The sequence below is a fragment of the Pedobacter sp. CFBP9032 genome (assembly GCF_034045265.1).
In the GTDB taxonomy this organism is placed as follows: domain Bacteria; phylum Bacteroidota; class Bacteroidia; order Sphingobacteriales; family Sphingobacteriaceae; genus Pedobacter.
The window spans coordinates 122,047-144,357 of record NZ_JAXCWE010000010.1 but is presented as its reverse complement, the minus strand read 5'-3'; the positions used below and the strand labels follow the sequence as shown (position 1 = coordinate 144,357).

Here is a 22,311-nt window from a genome sequence, read left to right as displayed (position 1 = left end):
CGCTGAATATGCCCAGCACTGATTATCGCCATTGAAGAAAAAGAAGAACAATAATCATAGGTTAAATGATTAAGTTTGGCGATCAGATAATTGTCCTTTAACGCACCGAATAACTTAATGCTATAGATATGGATGTTAAGCAGTTTTATAAACTTCTGCTCTTTATTTTTTTAATTCCCACTTTATCTTCCTGCTTCGAAGTAGTGGAAGAAATTAACCTCCGTAATGATGGAACTGGTGATGTGATACTGACGATCAACCTTAGCCAGAGTAAAACAAAAGTAGCTTCGGTAATGCTTTTAGATAGTGTACAGGGCTATAAAGTGCCCAGCAAGCAAAAAATTCAAAAAGAACTGGCAGAAGCAGTTGCCTACCTCAAAAAATCGGAGGGCATTTCTAATGTAAAAAGCAGCAGCGACTTTACCAATTACATTGCAACCATCAGTTTCACATTTAAAGATGTGTCAAATATCAATAACATCACGAGGAACATCCTGGCCAAGCAAAAAATTAAAGCCACCAATACTTCTTCTTATAGCTTTAACAAAGCCACTAAAACATTTGCACGAAAGTATCAACCCGTAACTACTGCTAAATCCGAGTTTAATAAATTGAAAAATCAGGATAAAGCCGTTTTTAATGGTGCCATGTATACCAGCATCTACCGATTTGAATCTCCTGTAACAAATGTAACTAACCTGGCATCAAACCTGTCGAAAACTAAAAAGGCAGTGATGCTGAAAAGTAGTATCACCAATTTAATAAATGGAAAAGTTAACGTTTCCAATCAAATACAACTATCGAAATAAAATGAAAAAACTTCTCTTTGCGCTCGCTTTGCTGTTCTTTAGCATCCAAAATTATGCTCAGGATTTAGTAAAGAAAATTCCTGCCAACGCCTTTACCGTTGCCACCATTAAAGGTGATAATGTATTTAAACTGATGTTTGTTAAAGATTTTAACGAATCTTTTCTAGGCAAAAAGTTATTAACAGAAACTTCCAAATCGCTTGATAAAAACTTTACCAGTATTGAAGACTTCGGAATCAACCTGGAGAAAAACATGTATTATTTTAATCAGTTGAGCGATAGTATTACTTATAATTGTTTCCTTATTCCACTCAAAGATGCTTCGAAATTCGAGAACCTGATTACAGATAAAGACAAAAAACTCAAGGTTAATGGCGAAACCAGGATCCTATTTCTGCCCGATAGTACCAGTCTGATAAAATGGAATAATACCATGATGTACTATGTTACGGGTAGCATTAAAAGCGCTTTCTTTGCAGATTCTTTAAAGTCTGCAAAATACGGAATCAAAGATCTCCGCTATCAAAGCGATGATGTGCTAGCAGATAGTTCTACAGTTGTGGTAGATTCTACCTATACGGTAGCGCCAATGGTGGAAACGGAAGTTATGCCTCCTGTAGTTGCACCCACGAAAGCGCACAAAACACCTGCAAAAAAGAAACACAGTACAAAAAAGAAAGCAGGAAAGAAAAAGCCATCTGTTAAAGCCAAAAAAATTCGACAGGTAGAAGTAGCAGAAGGTGAAGCCATTGAAACAACAGACTATGCAACAGATTCTGTAGGATCAAATTACTCAGACCAATATGATGGCTATCAAAAAGAAAAAGCTGAACAGGATGCAAAAACAAAAGCTTTAACCTATATCTGGGTCAGCGAACAGGCAGATAAAATCTTTAATACCAATTACGAGTCGATCGAAAGTAATAAATCTTATAATGCCAGCCTAGACAAAAACGCCATTGCCGAAATCTGGGTTTCCAGTTTGCAAGACGTTTACAATTCGATCTCACCAGAATTTGGAAGCTATGGAAAAGCAGGGATTATGAAGGGCTATGGCAGTTTAACTGCTAAGTTGTTTATGGATGATAAAAGTTTCCGTATCTCTACTGGCTTAGAACTGGCAAAAGAGCAGGCTGATTCTTACAAAAAAATCATGAACAGGAAGATCAACAAAAAGTTCCTGAACTATGTAGATAGCGAAAAAGCAATTGGGTTTATGGGTTATGCCATAGATACAAAGGCCTATTTAGAGGAGTTTCCTAAATTGATGCAACAAACTTATGGTTCCTTTTTGGGCGGCAGAATGGATGATGAGCTTTCTTTAGGCACTGATTTATTTACGCTTTTATTAGACGAAGAAGCAGTAAGCAAAGTGGTTAAGGGCGATGCTTTATTTATTATCAATGGTTTAAATACACGCGATGTCACCTATACTACTTATGATTATGATGAAGATTATAACCAGACGGAGGTAACGAAAACTAAAAAAGAAACCTTACCAGATTTTCTTTTCATGTTTTCTTCTGAAGATCAGCGCCTGATGAATAAACTAATTAAGTACGGCATCAATAAAAATCGGGTAAGCATTGAAGATAATATTTATAAAATTGAGGAAAAGAAAAGTCCGGTTGATATCTATTTTATGATTAAAAACAATATCGTGTTTTTCGGAAACTCATTAACGGAAATGAAAAACATCAATAACAATAATTTCCGCACAAACATCAGTAAAGCACATAAAACCCTGCTTAGCAAAAATAATTTCAGCTTCTTGTTTAACGCAAAAAATTTGGTTGGAAAGGTGCCAGATCAGGAATTTGGCGGCGAAGAAACAGCAAAGAAATATAATGAAACGCTTGGTAAAATGGGTAACGTTTATATGAAATCAAATCCGATAAAAGGAAATATGGTTTCTGCTGATATTAGCGCTGAAATTCCGAATGGACATGAAAATGCTTTGAAATATTTATTCTCGTTAATTGAAAATGCAGCGAAGTAGGTAGTTTTCAGTTGACAGCTCTCAGTTTTCAGTTGACAGTTTTCAGTTAACAGTTCTCAGTTGGCAGTTTTCAGTTTACAAATTGATTGATTAAAAAAACATTTGCCACGGAAACACAGAAGTCACGGAAAAAAGTACTTCTCTGCCTTTCGTGATGCGGTGGCAAAATTATGATTGAAAAATTTATGAAAATTTTTTTCAAAATATTAGCAGTGATAATCCTATCACTGCTAATATTTTTTGTGGGCATTTTTAAATACAGGCAATATCAGGCCAACCAGGTTTCTATTCCACGTAATGCAACGTCGGTGTTGAAAATCAGTGTTGATGAAATGCTTAAGAGCCTTGCAGCTAATATCGTTTCAAATGCAGGTTTTTATCTGAAATCAGGTGACAAGAAAAAACCCAAAGATGGGAAAAGCGAACCAGGTGCCGGCTTAAAGATTCCGGCAAGCTTGTATTTGTACTCTCTAGAAAAACAGCCTAAAACCGCGGTCTTTACACGGTTTGAAGTGAAATCACCTAGCGATTTTGAAACTTTTATAAAACATAGGCTTGGATTTAAAATTTTAAAGCAACAGCATGGGATGAGCTTTGCATCTTCGAGTTTAGGTAACGTGATTATTTGTTACAACACTGAAGCCGCAGCAATTGCATTTTCTGGAGAAGTGGTAAACTTCGATTCGGTATTAATCGACCTGCTGAGGCAAAATGACTTTGTAAAGCTGAGCGAAAGTAAATTCAATAAAATCAAAAAGTCAACTCATCACATTGCTTATAGCGATAATGACTATAATTTCACCACAGACTTTATTGCTGGAGCAATCAATTTTAATGCTGATTTTTCGACATCTGCCATTACGCCTTCCGCAAATCCTAAACACCGTATGTTAAATGCCGGAAGCGTGGTAAGTATGTGGTTAAACGCCGATTTCCCCAAAACTTCAACTAAAACATATCGACTTAAAAACGCCACATTAAAGCGAGATAGCCTGCTTAAATATTATAAAGGTTACCTGGATTTTGAATGGACCAATAGCATCAAACAAACTGATTCTATTGTTACTTACGCATACAATGATGATTTTGAAAAGGTAGAAAAAATAACCCTTCAGGAAAAAAATATTCCAAATGCATCGTTCATTGTCGCTGCTGATGCCATGGGTTTAAGCACTTATTTAAGTCGGCAAAAAATAATTAATCCCGATAGTGCTACAGTGAACAAATCGGTTTTTCCACTTTATAAAACTTTTGTTGGGGGGAATAGTCAATATCTTGTTCTGGGAACTAAAAAACCTGGTAAAATAGATAGTCGCAATATTAACTCCACAGATTTCTTTTCTCTCGATGTTAATTTCAAGAAATTAAATAACCAACTTAATGTTCCAGGGCTTGGCAAATATCTAAAGCATTTGGATCGACTAACAGTTAAAGGTAAGGCTGTAGATCCTAAGCAGATTCAATTAGATGGAAAAGCTACTTTAGTTAATGGTGATATTAATTCTTTGTACCAGTTGCTGAAAGATTTTTAAGTGTTAGATCGGTACTTTTCGCATCGATTTTCTTTTTATATTTCTGATATTTGAATGATCATCTCTTTAACATGCTACACGACAATCTAATTCTCATTCTTGTGCTTTTACTTGGCGTAACCTTCCTAGTGATGGTGGGCCAGAAACTTAAGATTTCTTACCCTATATTTTTGGTTCTGGCAGGACTAATTATTGGTTTTATCCCGGGGATGCCGCATATTAAAATTGATCCGAATCTTGTTTTTCTTCTGTTTTTACCACCCCTGCTTTATGAAGCGGCCTGGTTCACTTCATGGAAAGCTTTTTGGGAATATAAGGGGGCTATCTTTTTGATGGCTGTAGGCTTGGTCTTTATCACCTCTGTGGCCGTTGCTTATGCTTCAGTAGCATTTATTCCTGGGTTTACCTTAGCGCTAGGTTTTCTCTTGGGTGGAATTGTTTCGCCACCAGATGCGGTAGCAGCCGCGGCAGTGCTTAAGGGAATGAAAATCCCTAAAACAGTAACTGCACTCTTAGAAGGAGAAAGTTTAGTGAATGATGCGTCAAGTTTAATTGTGTTCAAGTTTGCACTGGCAACAGTAACTACCGGAACTTTTATCCTGCAGGATGCTGCTGTCAACTTCGTTTCTGTTGCGGGTTTAGGTATAATTGTCGGTTTAGCTATTGGCGGCATATTTTACGCCATTCATCGCTGGTTGCCCACAACCGAAAACATCGATACGGTACTTACTTTGCTTACCCCCTATTTTATGTACATCGTTGCCGAGCATTTCGAGGTATCAGGGGTAATGGCCGTGGTTTCTGGCGGATTATTACTTTCTAGTCAATCGCATATCATTCTCACCTCCAACTCCAGAATTAAAGCCGTTTCGGTTTGGTCTGCATTAATATTTCTGCTTAACGGCGTGGTTTTCATTTTAATCGGATTGGCTTTACCAGATATTGTGGCTGGCTTAGGTCCGGATTATCCAATTACCAGGGCAATTGGTTATGGTGTTGTCATCAGCTTCCTGGCACTTATTGTTCGTTTTATATGGCTTTTTTCTACCTCGAGCATCACCAGGATAGTGAATAAAAGAAGCAGAATCCGTTATCAGGATCTTACCTGGCATTCCTCATTGGTGATTGTTTACGCAGGCATGAGGGGTGTGGTATCATTGGCCGCAGCACTTTCTATTCCGATAATGATCACAGATCAAATTCCTTTTCCTTTAAGGAATCTGATTCTATTCATCACCTTCGTCGTTATTTTTGTAACGCTGGTAGTGCAGGGCCTAACGCTGCCGCTTTTTATCAAACTATTGAAAATTCCTGAAGCAAAACATAAATTACCGGAACAGGAACAAATTAATCAGATTAAGTTAAAACTGGTTGACCTTTCACTTGATAAATTGGTAAAAGATTATCAGTTTCAGTGCACTCACAATGAGTTAATGGTGAACTTAAAAGCTGAATTGCAGCATTCGTTAAAGGAGAAGAAAGATACCATCCATGCCTTTAAAAAGGGCGAGATTAATGCTGTTGACTTAAAAGCATACAACGAAATTGTGCTGGCTTTGATTCAGGTTCAGCGGGATGAATTGCACCATTTAAAGGGTAATAAAAGCTATGATGATGATATTATCAGAAAAGAGGAATGGCGGTTAGATCTGGAAGAGTTAAGTATCACTTCTTAGTTGGTTCTGATGGGTTTGATGGCTGATCTAACACTCGCTAAACAAACTGCTGTATCTAAACCCGATTGAAGTGGATGCCGATTTTTTTTCTATCGGCAGAAACAAAAAGCGGGGCCGATCTTATCCTACATCGCACAGAACCGTACTTTTCCAAAACAAAAAATCCTTGCAAATGCTATATCTGCAAGGATTTTTATCTTTTAGCTTCAGGGTTGTTAAAGCTTTCGCCTTTCTACCCTTTACCTGATTATAATTATGGCCAAACGCCGAGGTTCATGTAAGAAACTGCAATTTTATCGATCGAATTTACGAAAGCAGCTGTTCTAAGCGTTTGTGTGCCCGGTTTTACTTTTAAAGTTTCACGGATCTCATGGTAGGAATGAATCATGGTATCTTCTAAACCAGAGTTTACCAATTCCATTTCTGATGCGCCTTTAACAATCATTAACCGGTGTTCCGGAAGAATGGTTTTTCCTGTTAAATTTTCTAAAGTAGCGATTAAGTTGGCGTTTGAATTTGCCGCATAACGGTTTTCCATACGTCCGAAGGCTACGTGAGAAAGATTTTTTAACCATTCAAAATAAGATACCGTAACACCACCAGCATTACAATACATATCCGGAATGATGATTCCACCCATTTCAGTAAAGATGGCTTCAGCCTCTGGTGTAGTTGGTCCGTTTGCACCTTCAGCAATAATTTTTGCTTTTACGTTGCGGATATTTAGTTCGGTAAATTGATTCTCCAAGGCTGCAGGAACAATGATATCGCACTCCTGCTCCAGGCCTTCCATTGAATTTCTGAAATCTGTTGCACCAGGGAAACCTAAAATAGAACCTGTATTTTTACGGTGAGCGAAAACCTCATCAACATTTAAACCGTTAGGGTTGTAGATTGCCCCTTCGTACTCACACAAACCAACAATAGTTGCACCAAATTCGGCAAGGAATTTTGCGGAATGGTAACCTACGTTACCCAAACCCTGAACAATTACACGTTTATCTCCTAAACCGGCTTTCAAGCCAATTTTAGCCATATCTTCAGCAACATCCACACACTCCCGCACCGCATAAGCAACACCACGACCAGTAGCTTCTTTACGTCCGCGGATACCGTGCAATGCGATTGGTTTACCAGTTACACAACCTAAAGCATCCAGCTGACCAGGATTCATGGTCATGTATGTATCGGCGATCCAGCTCATTTCACGTTCACCTGACCCGTAATCCGGAGCGGGAACATCAATACCAGGGCCGATAAAGTTCTTTTTGATTAATTCTGTGGTATAACGACGAGTGATGGTTTCTAACTCAGCTACGCTATATTGTTTGGTGTTAATTTTAATTCCACCCTTTGCACCTCCGAAAGGTACATTTACGATGGCACATTTGTATGTCATCAAGGCGGCAAGTGCCATCACTTCATCCTCATTTACCATTTCGCTGTAACGAATACCGCCCTTGGTTGGACTCATGTGATGCGAATGCTCTACACGCCATGCATCTATCACTTCAAAACCGTTTCCCCTACGAATAGGAAATTGGAAACGATACACACTATTACACGCTTTAATCTGGTTCAATAAACCTTCCGGGTGGTTGGTAAATTGAGCCGCACTGTCAAAGTTCTTGCATACATCTGCAAAAAACTTGTTCTCGTCTGCTAGATTAGCCATTATTTATCTTTTATGAATTAAGTATGCCGCAAAATTGCCTAAAAAAACTGCATATATCCAAATGAAAAAAGACTTAGTGTAAAGGAAACACCAATTGAAAATAACAGAAAAAACAGGTTTAAAACGTTTAAGCTTACTTTTTGCCGTCGTTTTCTTTTTCTATTTTTTTTAATCTTTTATCGATTGAGAAAAGATAAGCTAATAAACCGACTAAAATGATCACGATACAAGTAACCACTACGTAGATTTTACCGTCGCTGCGCAACTGATCAGCCATTTCTATACCGTTTTCCTGTGCAAATAATTGTACAGTTAAAAGCATTAATATTAGGGAGAACAATATTTTTTTCATGTAAGTTTTTATTGGATTGTTAGGAGATTGAAAAGTTATGATAATGGAGCGCTAAAAGACAAAATGGTAAAGGTTGTGCAACACATCTTTAATCTTTGCTCTTTGTTCCTCATTCTTTGTTCTTTACTCTTTGTTCCTTGCTCTTTACTCTTCGCTCCCATTAATTTTGTTGTTGATTATTTTCAATTGAGCGTAATCTGAAACGAATGGTATAAACCCAGTAACCTATTAAAATCCAGCCTAAACAAGCAGGATAAAAGACCATCCGCATTCTGCTATCCAAATCGTAACTGTTAAAGCCCGGATTGCCCCCATTACCGGGATGAAGTGAATCTTTCAACCGGGGTAATACAAATAGTAAAACCACCATCATTGGGAAAGCGAAAATGTTATAGATGGCCGATATTTTAGCTCTTTTTTGTTCTTCGTCTATCGCATTGCGAAGGATTAAATAAGCAAAATACAATAGAACTGAAATGGCAGCGAAATTCTGTTTCGGATCGAAACTCCAAAACTGGCCCCAGGTATATTTTGCCCAAAATGCCCCGGTAACCAAACCTAAAAGACCAAATACAATCCCGGCATTAACACTTTCAACAGCCTTCATATCGTCTATTTCGCTCTTGGAGCTTAGCGACCTTACGCTATAAAAAACAGATATAGAAAACAAAACAATCATGGCAAACCACATCGGAACGTGAAAATATAAATTCCGGATTGATTCGTTAAGAATAGGTAACCGTGGAACACCAAGCAATAATCCTGCTATTGCCGTATAAATTACCAACACCGATCCCAGAATTTTCCACCAAATTTTATTCATATATATTTAATTATTGACTGCGTGAATTTTGAATGAGAGAATATTTGCCAAATAGTGATTCAGTCATTCTATAAGCCAATTATTTTCTCGTTTAATCGTTAATTTTAATCTTTCCAAAGGTAAGGAAATAACAACAAAGAGGTAGCAACGGTTAATACATTTACCAAAAGCAACATCCCGATTTCATCATAGCTATTTTCCCATGGCAAACCGTCTACCGCATTTTTAGCCAACTTTATTAACAGGATTAATACCGGAATAATAATCGGGAAACTGAGGATAGCCATCAGCATTCCACCATTGCCGGCTTTACTTGCAATCGCAGACACCATGGTAAAAACAGTTGAAAAGCTTATGCTTCCCATAATTACGGCAACATAATAGAGTAACAAATCTGGTGGCGTAAACGTATCAAAAACCAAGGTATAAAAACCTAAAGCAATGGTGGTTAAAACCAGCATCAACACAATATTATAAACCGTTTTCGAAATTAATATTGCCGCCGGACTCGCCAATATATAGTTGTATAACTGCTGCCCCTTCGTTTCCTGCAGAAAGCTCTTTGAAACTCCGTTAATGGATGCAAAAAGTATAATAATCCAGAATAAAGCATTCCAGGCCAGCTTATCACCCAGACTAACAAAAGATAAGTAGCAAGTAAAAATGGTAGAAACTACATACAATAGAATTCCATTGATGGTATATTTGGAGCGCCACTCTAACAGTACTTCCTTATGGATTAAATATTTAACCTCTTTGGCCAGTTGCATAACTGCAAAGATACTTTTATTGATAAATTATCGAAGGGTAATTTTGTTGGATTGTTGTAATATTGCAATCAGATTTTAGAATTACAATTTTAGATTTAAACTTCTACAGAAAATAATTTTTAACCGCAGATTAGCAGATTATTTTTAATATTATTGGTTTGTAATTATCAAAAACAAAATCCGCGAGTCTGCTGCACACAAATGGAAAATCATTACGCATCAACCCTCGAATCTCCTGTAGGCAGAATCACCATCTTCGCTGATGACGATTTTGTTTATGCCATTACCTTTTCTGATAAGGATATCGAGTTATTGAAGGAAAATGAGCTCACCAAAGCGGTCGCCAGGCAATTGGAAGCCTACTTTAAAGGGGATTTAAAAGATTTCGATTTCCCGGTAAGACAAAAGGGGACAGAATTTCAAAAAGGAGTTTGGCAGAACTTATTGAACATTCCATATGGAGAAACAATATCCTATGCGAATTTCTCTGCGCATCAGCCTTTAGCCATTCGGGCCATTGCCGCAGCCAACGGAAAAAACAATATCGCCATCGCTATTCCCTGCCACCGGGTAATTGGAAGCACTGGTAAACTGGTTGGTTACGCTGGGGGGTTGTGGCGAAAACAGTGGTTATTGGAACACGAAAGAGCAATTGCGCAAAAGGGACAAACCACAATTAAATTTTAAAAATATATTAAGGATGATATTAAAAAAAGCCGAAACAAAAGATTACCTAAAAGCCATTAGGCTAATTAATACAGAAAATGATGATTGTGCATTTGAGATCGGAAAAATTCCAGTCCTACAAAATATTAAGGCAAGCTATTTCTTTGCTAAAACTGATGTTTCTACTTTAGAAGGAATTCCTCATCCGGCGCCGCGCAGGCAATATGTAATTACCATTAAAGGCAAGCTAAAATTTGGTGTAACCAATGGCGAAACATTTATGCTTGAACCCGGAATAGTTTTAATTGCGAATGACACTAAAGGCATCGGACATACCTGGGAAATTGTAGAAGGTGATGAATGGGAGAGAATTTATATCCCATTAGATGATGATACAGATGATCTTTTTATAGCAGATTGAGAAGAGGAAGTGGTGGTAAAAAGTTTAACCGCAAAGGTCGCAAAGAGGAGGCGCAAAGAACGCGAAGTAGTTGCTTTCGTTTTAACGAGGTGATTTCAGGATGAAAAAGTTTAACCGCAAAGGCCGCAAAGAGGAGGCGCAAAGAAAGCAAAGTTCAAGTTGCGGCGTTGAATAATGGGTTATTCAACGCCTATAATTAAATTGCTATTCATCATGATTCGCACTCCAACCATTACAAAAAAATCCATGATGAAATAATCTCCTGCATTAAAGCGAAAGGATATTGAGTAAGCAAGCTTACTTCACCATTTCAGGATTAGTTGTAGCTATAATTTTATCACCGCGTTTGGTGCTAAAAAGCATAAATAATACGCCAACCAAAAACACAATCCAACCCCATTGAAAATGAACAACTTTACCAATTAGTTTATTTGCGAAGCCGTATTTTGTATAGTTATTAGCCGTAAAATAAACTGCCACAACGGCTAATATATACCAGATGGCCATTACAAAACTCATGAACCTGAATGCACCAGCTTTCCTTATAAAAAAGAAAAGCACTGAGATCACTATGATAGCATAAGTAATCATAAAAAGACGTGCATCAGATTGATACAGATTCCAATTTCCTTTAATTGGCACCTTCAACATCGGACAAAAACTGGCAATGATGCAAAGCAAAATACCTACAAAAGCCCTGAATTTATTTAAGATTAACATACTTAAAAATGATTACACTGATTTTAACGATTCCACTGATTGGTAATTGTTTGTAATGGAAGTTAATGGTTTAATCGCTAACTTACCTGGTATTTTTTAATGACTAATGACTAATGACTAATGACTAATGACTAATGACTAATGACTAATGACTACCTACTGCCCTTCTACAATACCCATTTTTTCTGCAAAATGCGCACAGTAATCGCGTAAATCTTCAACAATTAAAGTTTCATTCGTGGCCTTTAAAAAACTATCGCCCATGGTTTGTAAAGTTTCATAGAAGAATCTTTTCATTTCATCAACAGGCATATCTTTAGTCCATAAGTCTATTTTCAGGGTATTTTTATAATTATGATCCCATACTGATAAAAACATAGCTTTTGCCGGCACTTTATCTGCATTTCCAGAATCAGTACTTTCCCAAAGAATATTATCTGGATTATTTCCTTCGTCTAACTCAACTGTTAATTTTATTTCTGCTGTCTTCATACAATGTTTTCGCAGATTAAAACTGATTATAAAGATTAACCTGCATTATTTTATTTTTTTTACGGTTGCAAAGATGCTTAATTTTTGGTTTGCTTACGTGGATGACTGTATTACACCTGTTTTTTTTACTATCGAATTACGATAACTTTTGAATGATCAGGATAAGAATTGTGGTGAAAACTATAAATAATGATTCAATAATCCAGATTCTTTTTAAATCTTTTAAAGTAAATCGAAAAATCAAATCTGTAACAAAAGTAACCAGAATTAAACAACCTAAAATCAGCAGGTAAAAACCACTCATATCAACATGCCCTGGCGCATTGTTTTTAGGGCTTAAAATATTAAGAGCTGCCAATCCCAATGCAATTGCGCCAATGATATTTAAAGGGGTAATCCTAAGCTTCATTTATTTTTTCTTATCGAATTTTTTACCTTTTTTGAAACTCTTAATTTCTTTTCCAGCCTTGGCCTTAGCCTTTTCCCTTGCTTTTTTCTCTATTGCGGCAGCATGTTTCTTCTCATGGAAGGCACCTTGAAAATCAGGATCTTCCTTGCGCTTTTGCATGTCAATTTCTTTGGCAATATGCTGGCGCTCTTCATAAGGTGTTTCATCAATAAAAACACCTTCTGGAATTTCGGCAACCGGAATATACTGACGTATTAGTTTTTCAATTTTTCGGATATAATATTTTTCTGCATCTGTTGCAAAGGTAATGGCATCGCCCTTAGAAAAAGCCCTTCCTGTACGACCGATTCTATGTACATAATCTTCAATAATAATTGGCACATCGAAGTTAATTACATGGCTCACATCACTTACGTCTATTCCCCTACTTGCTACATCTGTTGCTACCAAAACACGAATATTCCCCTCTTTAAAGCTGTTGATCGAGTTAATCCGGGTATTCTGCCCTTTATTGGCATGGATTACGCGAACGTTATCAGCACCATATCTACGCTCAATGAAACTAAAAATATTATCGGCAACCGTTTTTGTCTTGCAGAAAATAATTAAGCGACTAAAAGCTTCATCATTCTTCAACAAATGTTGCAACAAATTAATTTTCGTCTTAAAATTCGGAACATAATACAAAGCCTGCGTAACATTAGCTGCTGGTGTAGCCTGGGCAGAAGCTTCGATTACTAGCGGATTATTTAAGAAATCGCCAGCTATCTTTTGCACTAAATCGCTCATTGTTGCAGAAAAAAGTAGGTTCTGACGCTTACGCGGCACAATTTCTAATATCCTATGGATGGAACCAATAAAGCCCATATCCATCATTTTATCCGCTTCATCTAACACCAGAAACTTTAAACTTTGCGTGTTTATATCGCCTGCCAAGTACAAATCAAGGAATCTTCCTGGGGTCGCAATTAAAATATCAACACCTTTGGCTATTTGTTCTTTCTGTGTTTTTGGTCCGATGCCACCAAAAATAACAAGCGAACGCAGATCAGTATAAGTAGAAAATAGCTTCACTTGCTCTGCAATTTGCATGGCCAATTCACGCGTGGGTGATAAAATCAAAGCCCTCGGGTTTTCGCCCTGCGCATATTTCAATTGCATTAAAATTGGCAAAACAAAAGCTGCAGTTTTACCTGTTCCTGTTTCCGCAATCCCAAAAATATCTTGCCCTGATAATACAGGTGCAATTGCTTTTTCCTGGATTGGAGTGGCAACGGTATAACCTGCATCGGCAACTGCATTTAAAATTTGCCTGTTTAACTTAAATTCTTCAAACGATTTTGCCATAGCGCACAAAGATAGTGATTAAGGTTGAGGGTTTGAAGGCGTAAGACATAAGGTTTAAACGCAATTAAAAAAATCTAATTTATTGTTAAGGTTGAGGATTTGAAGACGTAAGGCAGATGATTTACCCACAATCCACTTTTATCCACCCAATCTTGATACCTGATACTTGATACTTAAAACTTAACACTTAAAACTTCCTACGTAACCCTTTCTCCCCGATACTTACTAACTTAACACTAATTTACTACCTTTGAAACCATGAACTCTTACCTGATAAAAGCCGCCACAATAGTAAACGAAGGACAAAAGATTGTAGCCGATGTATTTATTAAAGATGGCATAATTGCTCAAATTGGTCAAAATCTTTCTGCACCTGGAACACAGGAAATTAATGCCGAAGGACAATACCTTTTGCCAGGAATGATTGATGATCAAGTGCATTTTCGTGAACCTGGTTTAACACATAAGGCGGATATTTTTACAGAAAGCATGGCTGCTGTAGCTGGCGGGATTACTTCCTTTATGGAGATGCCTAACACCGTTCCAAATACGTTGACGCAAGATTTATTGGCTGATAAATATAAAATAGCGGCAGAAACTTCTTTAGCCAATTACTCATTTTATATGGGCGCCAGCAATGATAACATCGAAGAAGTGCTAAAAACAGATGCTAAAAATGTATGTGGCATTAAAGTTTTTATGGGCTCTTCGACTGGGAATATGCTGGTCGACAATGAAAAAACATTGGAAAACATTTTCAGCAAAGCACCAATTTTAGTGGCCACACACTGTGAGGATGAGGCGACCATCCGACATAATCTGGCAGAATATAAAGCAAAATATGGTGATGATCTCACTATTGATATGCACCCATTGATCCGCAGTGCGGAGGCTTGCTACAAATCTTCATCACTTGCAGTTGAACTAGCGAAACGTTATCAAACCCGATTGCATATCCTTCACATCTCGACAGCAAAAGAAATTGCACTATTTGATAATAGTATTCCATTAAAAGATAAAAAAATTACTGCCGAGGCTTGCGTTCATCACCTTTGGTTTAATGATCAGGATTATGCGGCGAAAGGAAACTTTATTAAGTGGAACCCGGCAGTAAAAACCGAAGCAGATCAAAATGGTGTGCTCCAGGGTGTTTTAGATGACAATATTGATGTTATCGCAACTGACCATGCACCACACACGCTGGAAGAAAAACAGCAACCTTACGCAACAGCGCCCTCCGGCGGACCTTTAGTTCAACACGCTTTGCCAGCGCTATTGGAAATGCACTTACAGGGCAAAATTTCTTTAGAAAAAATTGTGGAGAAAACTGCTCACAACCTGGCCATTTGCTTTGACATTGAAAAACGTGGTTATATTCGCGAAGGCTACTGGGCGGATTTGGTTTTAGTAGATTTAAAAGATTCATGGAAGGTAACTACCTTAAACAATTTCTATAAATGTGGTTGGAGTCCTTTTGATGGTGATACTTTCCAGGCTAGCGTAACCCATACTTTTGTATCAGGAAACCTGGCCTATAAAAAAGGCAGATTCACCACCGACCAGATTGGCAAGCGATTAACATTTGAGAGATAGATTCTCAATGCAAAATCATTTATTTTTAAGAGATTTTGAGGATATTTTGACGAATTTGTCTATTCAATAACTCATAATTAATGTTTTAAGACTATTTTCCGGAATATCCTCATTGCCTTCTAACCCTAAGGAGCAGGTAGCTTTTTTTGTAAAATAATAGAGAGACTGGTCACAAAAAATCTTGGAAAAACCTCCGGCAATCTATAAGTCAGATTTAACCACTTTCTTGCTTCAGGGGCCTGTATTTTCAGAAGATCAAATCAACAAAATAAAAAAAAGCAATTCAATAAATGATTGGCGAACCTGATAATGGTTGATACATCAGTATTAATAGAATATTTCAAAATTATTGGTCTGCAGTCTGGATGCCTAGCCAATAACCCATCCAACCTCTTCTATAAACCCTTTTTAAAGTAAAAGTTCCGGGTTCTAACCTTATAACCTATCTAACCCCTTCCATAAACCCTTTCAAAGTTAAAAGTTCCAGGCTCTAACCTTATAATCGATCTAACCTCTTCTATAAATCCTTTTTAAAGTTAAAGTTCCGGATACATAACCTTATAACCCATCTAACCTCTTCTATAATCCTTTTTAAAGTTAAAAGTCCAAGGTTCTAACCTTATAACCTATCTAACCTCTTCTATAACCTTTTCCATAACCTTCGGCTTTTTGAAGCCATGGCAAACAACCTAACTTTCGACACCCTCAATCAGAGGCATTTTCAGGATATTAAAGACTTGAAACTTTTAAACTGACCTATCATTTCAAATTATTGTTTGCTATATTTGTTGTAAGAGAATTTAAATGATATGGAAACTTTAATTGCACACCCGAAAAATGAAGACCAGGCGGCAGCCTTAAAAGCGGTGATGAAGGTTTTGAGCATCGATTTCGAAACAGCGGAAAATTCTTATAATCCTGAGTTTGTTAAAGACATATTACAGGCACGCAAAGACATCAAAGGTGGCAAGGGCGTAAAAATAGCGGTCGAAGAGTTATGGAAGTAATATTTGCTCCAAAAGCTCTTGAGCATCTAAATTACTGGAAAAAATCTGGCAACAAGGCTGTTCAAAACAAAATTAAGCAGTTAATTATAGCCATTCAAGAAAATCCATTTACAGGTATTGGCAAGCCCGAGGCACTTAAATATGAATTATCTGGGGCCTGGTCTCGAAGAATAAACGAAGAGCATAGAATTGTTTACGAAATCCACGATGATTCCACTATTATTATCCTCGAGATTCTATCTTTGAAAGGCCATTATTAGTAGTGTTTAAGCCTTCCTCATATAGATCTATCCTTGTTTCAATCAGTATCTCTGTACTGATTTTCATTTTCGGCCTATTTTCTGCGCTTGTTCAAAAATATTATTCTACAGGGGTTTATCCTTATATTTCTTCCTCATTAAGATTCATATCCGCGATTTTTCCCTTTGCCATTGGCGATATCGTTTATGCGGTACTAATCGGTTTTGTACTATACAAAATCATCAGATTTATTAAAAAAAGAAAAACATTAAAACGTGAACATAGGATCATAGTTCCTGTTCAAATTTTAAACTTCTTCCTCATTCTTTATATCATTTTCAAACTGGTTTGGGGATTGAATTACAGCAGGCCGAGCATCAGTGAGGAATTGGGCATTGGAAACGAAAAGTATACTGTCAAAGAATTAGTTTTATTGGGCGATTACTTTGCTAAAAAGACAAACGACTTAAAATTTAAACAAACCAAAGCGTCTGCATATTCTATTAAAGATTTAGAAACCAATTCAGCGAAAGCTTATACTTTGATGGAGAAAAAAAATCCATTGTTCAGCTATCCAAATCCATGTTTAAAATCAGTTTTGATTCCATGGATCGTGAGTAAAGTCGGAATTGAAGGCTATTATGCACCATTATCTGGCGAAGCCAATATGAACATGAATTTGCCTGAATTTGTGAAGCCCTATGTTTCCTGTCATGAGATTGCCCATCAATTAGGCATTGCTTATGAAGATGAAGCCAACCTTTTAGGTTATTTAACAGCCAGCAACAGTTCTGATGTGAATTATAAATATTCTGCAAACTATGAAATGCTGAGGTACATCTTATTCGAAATCAGGATGAAATCGCCAGAAGATTACAAGCGGCTCCATGATACGTTATCGCCTTCAGTTTTAGCTGATTTTAAAACTGAAAAAGAATTCTGGCGCAAGTACAATGGAGAAATGTTCGCCTATATGGATGCTGCTTTTGATCGCTTTCTGAAACTAAACAACCAGAAAAAAGGAATTGATAGTTACCAGGATATTGTGATCTGGTTGTGGAATATACATAAGGATGAATTGAAAGTTAAAGGTTAAAAGTTCAAAGGCTATGCATCCAAACCCGCAACCCGTAACCCACAACTTTTAACTCAACACTGGCAACCTGTAACCTCCTACCCGTGTATCGCTTCCCTCGTCCCAAAACTTTGGATGAGTTCACCTTCAAATTCCAGCCATTCTTTCCAGCGCTGATCTACATCCACATCAATGGTATATTTACGGGCGAAGTTTAAAAAGGTAGTATAGTGTCCGGCTTCAGAAACCATTAATTCATGGTAAAATTTAGCCAGTTTCTCATCTTTAATGTTTTGAGAAAGTACACGAAAACGTTCACAACTCCTTGCTTCAATCATTGCTGCAAATAAAAGCCGATCAATAAACGACTGATTCCGGCTGCCATCTTTTTTACTGAATTTCACCAAACGCCCAACGTAGTCATCTTTTCGCTCGCGACTAAGCGTATAACCGCGTTTCTTAATAATATCAATTACCATTTGAAAATGTTGCATTTCTTCGATTGCAATTGCTGTCAATTCTTCTACCAGATCCTGATGTTCGGAGTTCTGTGTAATTAAGGTAATGGCATTTGTAGCTGCTTTTTGTTCGCACCAGGCGTGATCAGATAAAATTTCTTCTAAATTAGATTCGGCAATATTTGCCCAACGGGGGTCTGTCAACAATTTTAATCCTAACATCTGGTACTTGTAATTGAGTTGCAAAATTAGGAATATTTAAGATACGTTTAATGTCTCCCGAAGATTTAGTGGATAATCACAGATCTATATTTTAATCTACGAAAATCACATTTATCTGCGGGAGCAAAAAAAAAGAGCTTATTTTGTAGAAAATGAGTAGAAGCGTAAAAAAATTATTGATTATTGGATTAGTCTGGCCGGAACCTACTTCTTCCGCAGCAGGAACGAGGATGATCCAATTGATCGATTTATTTTTAACCAACGGCTATCAGATTACCTTTGCGTGTGCAGCATTAAAAACCGATTTTAGTTTCGATTTCACGGGCAGAAATGTGCTTGAATATAAAATCAAGTTGAACGATAGTAGCTTCAATACATTTGTAAAGGACTTAAACCCTGAAATGGTATTGTTCGATAGATTCATGGTTGAAGAACAATATGGCTGGCGCGTTCAGCAGGAATGCCCTGATGCGATAAGAATTCTAGACACCGAAGACCTGCACTTTTTAAGAAATGCGAGAGAACAAAGCATCAAAAAGCAAACAGAAACAAATTTATTCTCAGATCTTGCAAAACGGGAGATCGCCTCTATCTTACGCTGTGATCTATCATTAATGATTTCCGAAGCGGAGATGAAAATTTTAATGGAACAGTTCAAAATTGATAGTTCAATATTGTATTATTTGCCATTTTTAGAAAATGAAATTACACCAGAGATAGCAGCATACTGGATTCCATTTGAACAACGTGCAGACTTTGTTTTTATTGGGAACTTTCTTCACGAACCAAACTGGCACACGGTGCAAACCTTGAAAACCAGGATCTGGCCAGCCTTAAGAAAAAAATGTCCTGATGCTAACCTGAATATTTATGGGGCCTATGTTTCTCAAAAAGTAATACAACTGGAGAATAAAAAAGAGAAATTCTTTATTAAAGGCAGAACAGATAGTGCTAGGGCAACCTTGGCAAAACATAAAATTCTGCTTGCTCCGATTCAGTTTGGAGCCGGTGTTAAGGGAAAATTCATTGATTCTATGCAAGTTGGAACGCCATCTGTAACGACAACTATTGGTGCCGAAGCAATGAAAGGCAACCTGCCCTGGAATGGTTTTGTGGAAGATGATTATGAAATTTTTACAAATAAAGCTGCAGATCTCTACCACAATAAAACACTCTGGCACGCCGCTCAGGCAAATGGGATCCAAATTCTGAACCAGCGTTATCACTCACACCATTTTACCACAGATTTTAACTACAGAATTACAGAATTGCGAACGCAACTCATGATACACCGTCAGCGTAATTTTTTCGGACAAATTCTAAATCACCAGGCCATTCAATACACCAAATACATGTCACTGTGGATTGAAGAAAAAAATAAGCACAAATAATCTGCTTGATTAGCGATTTCCAATAAGTTAGCCACAACCCTAAACAGCATTAATATTTTTTTTAGATTTCGTTTGTAACATTTCCGAAATATATTATAGATTTGCGCATTATTTAAATTAAGTCTAAATAAAAACCAAACAGAATCGAATGTACCATATCTACAAAAAATTATCATTATTGATCATTTTTATGGGCGCTTATGCCCTTGCCTCAGCTCAAAACCTTATCACAATTAACGGAAAAGTTACTGATGAATCTGGTGACGTCATCCCTGGCGTAAATGTTTACGCTGAAAACGGGAATGAAAAAACAACTACCGATAATAAGGGTAACTTCATTTTGTCTGTAACTAAAAACACGGCAACGATTAAATTCAGTTATGTTGGTTATATCACTACCAGCAGAAATATCAATTTAAATAGGGATAAAGTCACTTTAAACGTTAGCCTATCGCCTACAAAATCAGATTTACAGCAAGTTGAAATTACGGGCAGAAAAGAAAAAACTTATAAAAATACCGCAACATTTATCGGAAGTAAATCTGAAATTCTATTGAAAGACTTACCCCAGTCGGTTTCTTATGCCAGTAAAGAACTAATTGCAGATCAGGGCGCCGTACGTGTGGGCGATGTGGTGAAAAACTTCAGCGGTGTAAACCAATTTACTTTTTATGATGATATCACCATCCGAGGCTTTAGAATAAACGGAGGCAGTAATACCCAGCTAATTAACGGCATGCGCACAAGCACTGGTTTCTGGAAACAGCCTTTGGCAAATTACCTGGAACGTGTAGAAGTATTAAAAGGCCCTTCATCAGCATTGTATGGAAATGCAAGTCCAGGTGGTGTGATTAACCGGGTTACCAAAAAACCTTTAGCAGAAACCCGTAAATCATTGAGTCTCTCGATGGGGAGTTATAACACCTTCCGTGCACTTGCAGATGTAACCGGACCTGCAAATAAAGACAGTACCTTACTATATCGTTTAAACTTTGGTTATGAAGATGCCAATTCATTCCGTGATTTACAATTTGATAAGAATGTAGTCATTGCACCTTCCCTCACTTTTCTACCATCAAAAAATACCAGTTTAAATTTCGACCTGGTTTATAATGATTCGAAAAGCCGCTTAGATCGCGGACAATCAGTTTTTGGAAATGGAAACTTGTATTCTACGCCACAATCAACTTCATTAAATACTGGAAACGATCGTTTAAATGAGAAAACTTATAATGTTGCGCTTTCTCTAAATCACCGTTTCAGCGATAACCTGAATTTTACGGCTTCCTACATGAAGACTGGTTATAGTGAAGATTTATATGAACATAGAAGTGCCAATTCATATGCATTGGATGCTACCGGAAAGGTAGTGGACAATCTGATAGCCATGCAGATTTTCAATCGAATCCGTAAACGGTACATTGATAACTTCTCCAGCTTTATTAATTATAAGATTAGCACGGGGAAGATAGAACAAACAATTGTTGCCGGTTACGATTATGCCAGTGAAAAACTTCCTGTCGGTGCCTCACAATTGACGGCCTCAAATTATCGGAATGCAGCAAATACGGGTTCAATTGCATTTGTTAAATCTGAATATGATAAAGATCCAACCAACTATATCAAACGTTTTCTTGTAGTGAACAATTTACTAGTTCCAAACGTGCCATCGTTTAACTTAAACGATGTAATGGCTTCGCAAAGATTGCAGGATGACAGTAAAAACTTTTTTGTCCAGGCCCCGTTTGATCCAACTTACTATTTTTTACATGCAGGTTATGTACAGGATAACATTAAGTTTGGCAAATTGCAGGCATTACTTGGGCTTCGCTATGAATATTATACAGATTTCGCAAATTACCTGAAACCTACTGAAGCAAAAGCACATTCTAAAGCTTTGCTCCCTCGATTTGGTCTGGTTTACTCTGCCACATCAAATATTAATCTTTACGGAACTTATGTAATGGGTTATACACCACAAACTGCTTCGGCCATTTCTAACCCAAATGCCGGCGGACCATTTGATCCTTTAAAAAGTAATATGATCGAATTTGGCGCAAAAACAAGTTGGCTGGATGACCGCTTAACCGCCTCTGCGGCCATTTACCAGATCAAACAAACCAACGTACTATACAACGCAAATGTGGTAGGCCAGCCAGATCTTTTACGTGCCGTAGGCGAAGAACGTTCAAGAGGAATTGAATTCGATATTATCGGGCGAATTATCCCTCAGTTGAGTGTTTTAGCTTCTTATTCCTACAATAAGGCATCAATTACAGATAGTCCTGTTGCAGCAGAAATTGGGGTACAAAAACCCAATGCCCCACAAAATACAGCCAATATCTGGGCCAAATATAACTTTACTGATGGAGCGTTAAAAGGCCTGGGAATTGGTGGTGGTTCAAATTATGTAGATTCAAGAATTTTATCTTTGAATTTTAACCAAACGATTCCAAGCTATACCTTATTTAATGCTGCACTATATTACAACATCGGCAAGGTGCAGGTGCAATTTAATATGAATAACATTACCAATAAAAAACATTGGGTTGGTGGATACGATTATATCAGGTTATTTCCTGGTACACCTTCAAATTACTTATTTACTTTGGGTTATACATTTAATTAAACCGC

Annotated in this window: 21 protein-coding genes; 12 read left to right on the top strand and 9 right to left on the bottom strand. The window is 37.3% G+C overall.

Going from position 1 to position 22,311, the window contains the following annotated elements; genetic code table 11:
- Positions 1-128: 128 nt before the first annotated feature.
- The 4 genes from SOM16_RS17670 (at position 129) to SOM16_RS17655 (ending at position 6,016) form a co-directional block, all read left to right on the top strand.
- On the top strand, positions 129-809 hold the full coding sequence (locus tag SOM16_RS17670) for a hypothetical protein (protein WP_320465327.1): 681 nt from the start codon (positions 129-131) through the stop codon (positions 807-809).
- Between the two features lies 1 nt (position 810).
- Positions 811-2,808, top strand: a complete 1,998-nt coding sequence (locus SOM16_RS17665; protein ID WP_320465326.1) for a hypothetical protein — start codon at positions 811-813, stop codon at positions 2,806-2,808.
- Positions 2,809-2,993: 185 nt separating this feature from the next.
- The gene (locus tag SOM16_RS17660; protein ID WP_320465325.1) at positions 2,994-4,340 is read left to right on the top strand and encodes a hypothetical protein; all 1,347 of its coding nucleotides are present in this window, start codon (positions 2,994-2,996) and stop codon (positions 4,338-4,340) included.
- Between the two features lie 71 nt (positions 4,341-4,411).
- Complete coding sequence (locus tag SOM16_RS17655; RefSeq protein ID WP_320465324.1) at positions 4,412-6,016, top strand: Na+/H+ antiporter; 1,605 nt, start codon at positions 4,412-4,414, stop codon at positions 6,014-6,016.
- Between the two features lie 253 nt (positions 6,017-6,269).
- On the opposite strand, the gene SOM16_RS17650 is transcribed toward SOM16_RS17655, so the two are convergent.
- The 4 genes from SOM16_RS17650 to SOM16_RS17635 form a co-directional block, all read right to left on the bottom strand.
- Positions 6,270-7,691 (bottom strand): Glu/Leu/Phe/Val dehydrogenase, encoded by a 1,422-nt coding sequence (locus SOM16_RS17650; RefSeq protein WP_320465323.1) that lies wholly within the window; start codon positions 7,689-7,691, stop codon positions 6,270-6,272.
- Positions 7,692-7,824: 133 nt separating this feature from the next.
- Positions 7,825-8,043 carry a CcmD family protein gene (locus SOM16_RS17645; RefSeq protein WP_320465322.1) on the bottom strand — a complete coding sequence of 73 codons (219 nt, stop codon included), beginning with the start codon at positions 8,041-8,043 and terminating at the stop codon, positions 7,825-7,827.
- Positions 8,044-8,203: 160 nt separating this feature from the next.
- A complete protein-coding gene (gene ccsA / locus SOM16_RS17640) occupies positions 8,204-8,866 on the bottom strand; it encodes a cytochrome c biogenesis protein CcsA (protein ID WP_320465321.1) in 663 nt (220 codons plus the stop codon).
- 104 nt (positions 8,867-8,970) lie between these two features.
- Positions 8,971-9,636: a heme exporter protein CcmB gene (locus tag SOM16_RS17635; RefSeq protein WP_320465320.1), complete on the bottom strand. Its 666-nt coding sequence runs from the start codon at positions 9,634-9,636 to the stop codon at positions 8,971-8,973.
- A gap of 201 nt (positions 9,637-9,837) precedes the next feature.
- Between SOM16_RS17635 and SOM16_RS17630 the strand changes: the two genes are divergently transcribed.
- Both SOM16_RS17630 and SOM16_RS17625 read left to right on the top strand, forming a co-directional pair.
- Positions 9,838-10,323, top strand: a complete 486-nt coding sequence (locus tag SOM16_RS17630; protein ID WP_320465319.1) for a methylated-DNA--[protein]-cysteine S-methyltransferase — start codon at positions 9,838-9,840, stop codon at positions 10,321-10,323.
- Between the two features lie 13 nt (positions 10,324-10,336).
- The gene (locus SOM16_RS17625; RefSeq protein WP_320465318.1) at positions 10,337-10,723 is read left to right on the top strand and encodes a hypothetical protein; all 387 of its coding nucleotides are present in this window, start codon (positions 10,337-10,339) and stop codon (positions 10,721-10,723) included.
- Positions 10,724-11,020: 297 nt separating this feature from the next.
- Here the strand turns inward: SOM16_RS17625 and SOM16_RS17620 are convergent, their stop codons facing one another.
- From SOM16_RS17620 to SOM16_RS17605, 4 genes are all read right to left on the bottom strand, one after another.
- Positions 11,021-11,443: a hypothetical protein gene (locus tag SOM16_RS17620; RefSeq protein ID WP_320465317.1), complete on the bottom strand. Its 423-nt coding sequence runs from the start codon at positions 11,441-11,443 to the stop codon at positions 11,021-11,023.
- 156 nt (positions 11,444-11,599) lie between these two features.
- Positions 11,600-11,935 (bottom strand): gliding motility protein GldC, encoded by a 336-nt coding sequence (gene gldC, locus SOM16_RS17615; RefSeq protein WP_056871223.1) that lies wholly within the window; start codon positions 11,933-11,935, stop codon positions 11,600-11,602.
- A gap of 136 nt (positions 11,936-12,071) precedes the next feature.
- On the bottom strand, positions 12,072-12,344 hold the full coding sequence (locus tag SOM16_RS17610; RefSeq protein ID WP_320465316.1) for a hypothetical protein: 273 nt from the start codon (positions 12,342-12,344) through the stop codon (positions 12,072-12,074).
- Positions 12,345-13,691: a DEAD/DEAH box helicase gene (locus SOM16_RS17605; protein ID WP_320465315.1), complete on the bottom strand. Its 1,347-nt coding sequence runs from the start codon at positions 13,689-13,691 to the stop codon at positions 12,345-12,347. It lies immediately after the preceding gene.
- Positions 13,692-13,949: 258 nt separating this feature from the next.
- Between SOM16_RS17605 and SOM16_RS17600 the strand changes: the two genes are divergently transcribed.
- The 4 genes from SOM16_RS17600 to SOM16_RS17585 all read left to right on the top strand — a co-directional run bounded on the left by SOM16_RS17600 (position 13,950) and on the right by SOM16_RS17585 (position 17,627).
- A complete protein-coding gene (locus SOM16_RS17600; protein WP_320465314.1) occupies positions 13,950-15,284 on the top strand; it encodes a dihydroorotase in 1,335 nt (444 codons plus the stop codon).
- A gap of 809 nt (positions 15,285-16,093) precedes the next feature.
- Positions 16,094-16,291, top strand: coding sequence for a DUF2683 family protein (locus tag SOM16_RS17595; protein WP_320465313.1), 198 nt, complete (start codon positions 16,094-16,096; stop codon positions 16,289-16,291).
- Entirely contained in the window at positions 16,282-16,551 is a 270-nt protein-coding gene (locus tag SOM16_RS17590; RefSeq protein WP_320465312.1) for a Txe/YoeB family addiction module toxin, read from the top strand. The genes SOM16_RS17595 and SOM16_RS17590 overlap by 10 nt, the downstream gene beginning before the upstream one ends.
- 2 nt (positions 16,552-16,553) lie before the next feature.
- Positions 16,554-17,627 carry a DUF3810 domain-containing protein gene (locus tag SOM16_RS17585; RefSeq protein ID WP_320465311.1) on the top strand — a complete coding sequence of 358 codons (1,074 nt, stop codon included), beginning with the start codon at positions 16,554-16,556 and terminating at the stop codon, positions 17,625-17,627.
- A 77-nt stretch (positions 17,628-17,704) separates the two neighbouring features.
- On the opposite strand, the gene SOM16_RS17580 is transcribed toward SOM16_RS17585, so the two are convergent.
- A complete protein-coding gene (locus tag SOM16_RS17580) occupies positions 17,705-18,286 on the bottom strand; it encodes a tRNA-(ms[2]io[6]A)-hydroxylase (protein ID WP_320465310.1) in 582 nt (193 codons plus the stop codon).
- 152 nt (positions 18,287-18,438) lie between these two features.
- Between SOM16_RS17580 and SOM16_RS17575 the strand changes: the two genes are divergently transcribed.
- Together SOM16_RS17575 and SOM16_RS17570 are read left to right on the top strand one after the other, a co-directional pair.
- Entirely contained in the window at positions 18,439-19,677 is a 1,239-nt protein-coding gene (locus SOM16_RS17575) for a glycosyltransferase (RefSeq protein WP_320465309.1), read from the top strand.
- A 148-nt stretch (positions 19,678-19,825) separates the two neighbouring features.
- Positions 19,826-22,306, top strand: a complete 2,481-nt coding sequence (locus SOM16_RS17570; protein WP_320465308.1) for a TonB-dependent receptor — start codon at positions 19,826-19,828, stop codon at positions 22,304-22,306.
- Positions 22,307-22,311: the final 5 nt, after the last annotated feature.

Coding starts and splice junctions, on each gene's coding strand:
- SOM16_RS17620 (WP_320465317.1), bottom strand. CDS start 11,443: ATGTTAATCTTAAATAAATTCAGGGCTTTTGTAGGTATTTTGCTTTGC.
- SOM16_RS17655 (WP_320465324.1), top strand. CDS start 4,412: ATGCTACACGACAATCTAATTCTCATTCTTGTGCTTTTACTTGGCGTA.
- SOM16_RS17625 (WP_320465318.1), top strand. CDS start 10,337: ATGATATTAAAAAAAGCCGAAACAAAAGATTACCTAAAAGCCATTAGG.
- SOM16_RS17610 (WP_320465316.1), bottom strand. CDS start 12,344: ATGAAGCTTAGGATTACCCCTTTAAATATCATTGGCGCAATTGCATTG.
- SOM16_RS17575 (WP_320465309.1), top strand. CDS start 18,439: ATGAGTAGAAGCGTAAAAAAATTATTGATTATTGGATTAGTCTGGCCG.
- SOM16_RS17600 (WP_320465314.1), top strand. CDS start 13,950: ATGAACTCTTACCTGATAAAAGCCGCCACAATAGTAAACGAAGGACAA.
- SOM16_RS17630 (WP_320465319.1), top strand. CDS start 9,838: ATGGAAAATCATTACGCATCAACCCTCGAATCTCCTGTAGGCAGAATC.
- SOM16_RS17650 (WP_320465323.1), bottom strand. CDS start 7,691: ATGGCTAATCTAGCAGACGAGAACAAGTTTTTTGCAGATGTATGCAAG.
- SOM16_RS17590 (WP_320465312.1), top strand. CDS start 16,282: ATGGAAGTAATATTTGCTCCAAAAGCTCTTGAGCATCTAAATTACTGG.
- SOM16_RS17660 (WP_320465325.1), top strand. CDS start 2,994: ATGAAAATTTTTTTCAAAATATTAGCAGTGATAATCCTATCACTGCTA.
- SOM16_RS17670 (WP_320465327.1), top strand. CDS start 129: ATGGATGTTAAGCAGTTTTATAAACTTCTGCTCTTTATTTTTTTAATT.
- gldC (WP_056871223.1), bottom strand. CDS start 11,935: ATGAAGACAGCAGAAATAAAATTAACAGTTGAGTTAGACGAAGGAAAT.
- SOM16_RS17665 (WP_320465326.1), top strand. CDS start 811: ATGAAAAAACTTCTCTTTGCGCTCGCTTTGCTGTTCTTTAGCATCCAA.
- SOM16_RS17570 (WP_320465308.1), top strand. CDS start 19,826: ATGTACCATATCTACAAAAAATTATCATTATTGATCATTTTTATGGGC.
- SOM16_RS17580 (WP_320465310.1), bottom strand. CDS start 18,286: ATGTTAGGATTAAAATTGTTGACAGACCCCCGTTGGGCAAATATTGCC.
- SOM16_RS17595 (WP_320465313.1), top strand. CDS start 16,094: ATGGAAACTTTAATTGCACACCCGAAAAATGAAGACCAGGCGGCAGCC.
- SOM16_RS17645 (WP_320465322.1), bottom strand. CDS start 8,043: ATGAAAAAAATATTGTTCTCCCTAATATTAATGCTTTTAACTGTACAA.
- SOM16_RS17605 (WP_320465315.1), bottom strand. CDS start 13,691: ATGGCAAAATCGTTTGAAGAATTTAAGTTAAACAGGCAAATTTTAAAT.
- ccsA (WP_320465321.1), bottom strand. CDS start 8,866: ATGAATAAAATTTGGTGGAAAATTCTGGGATCGGTGTTGGTAATTTAT.
- SOM16_RS17635 (WP_320465320.1), bottom strand. CDS start 9,636: ATGCAACTGGCCAAAGAGGTTAAATATTTAATCCATAAGGAAGTACTG.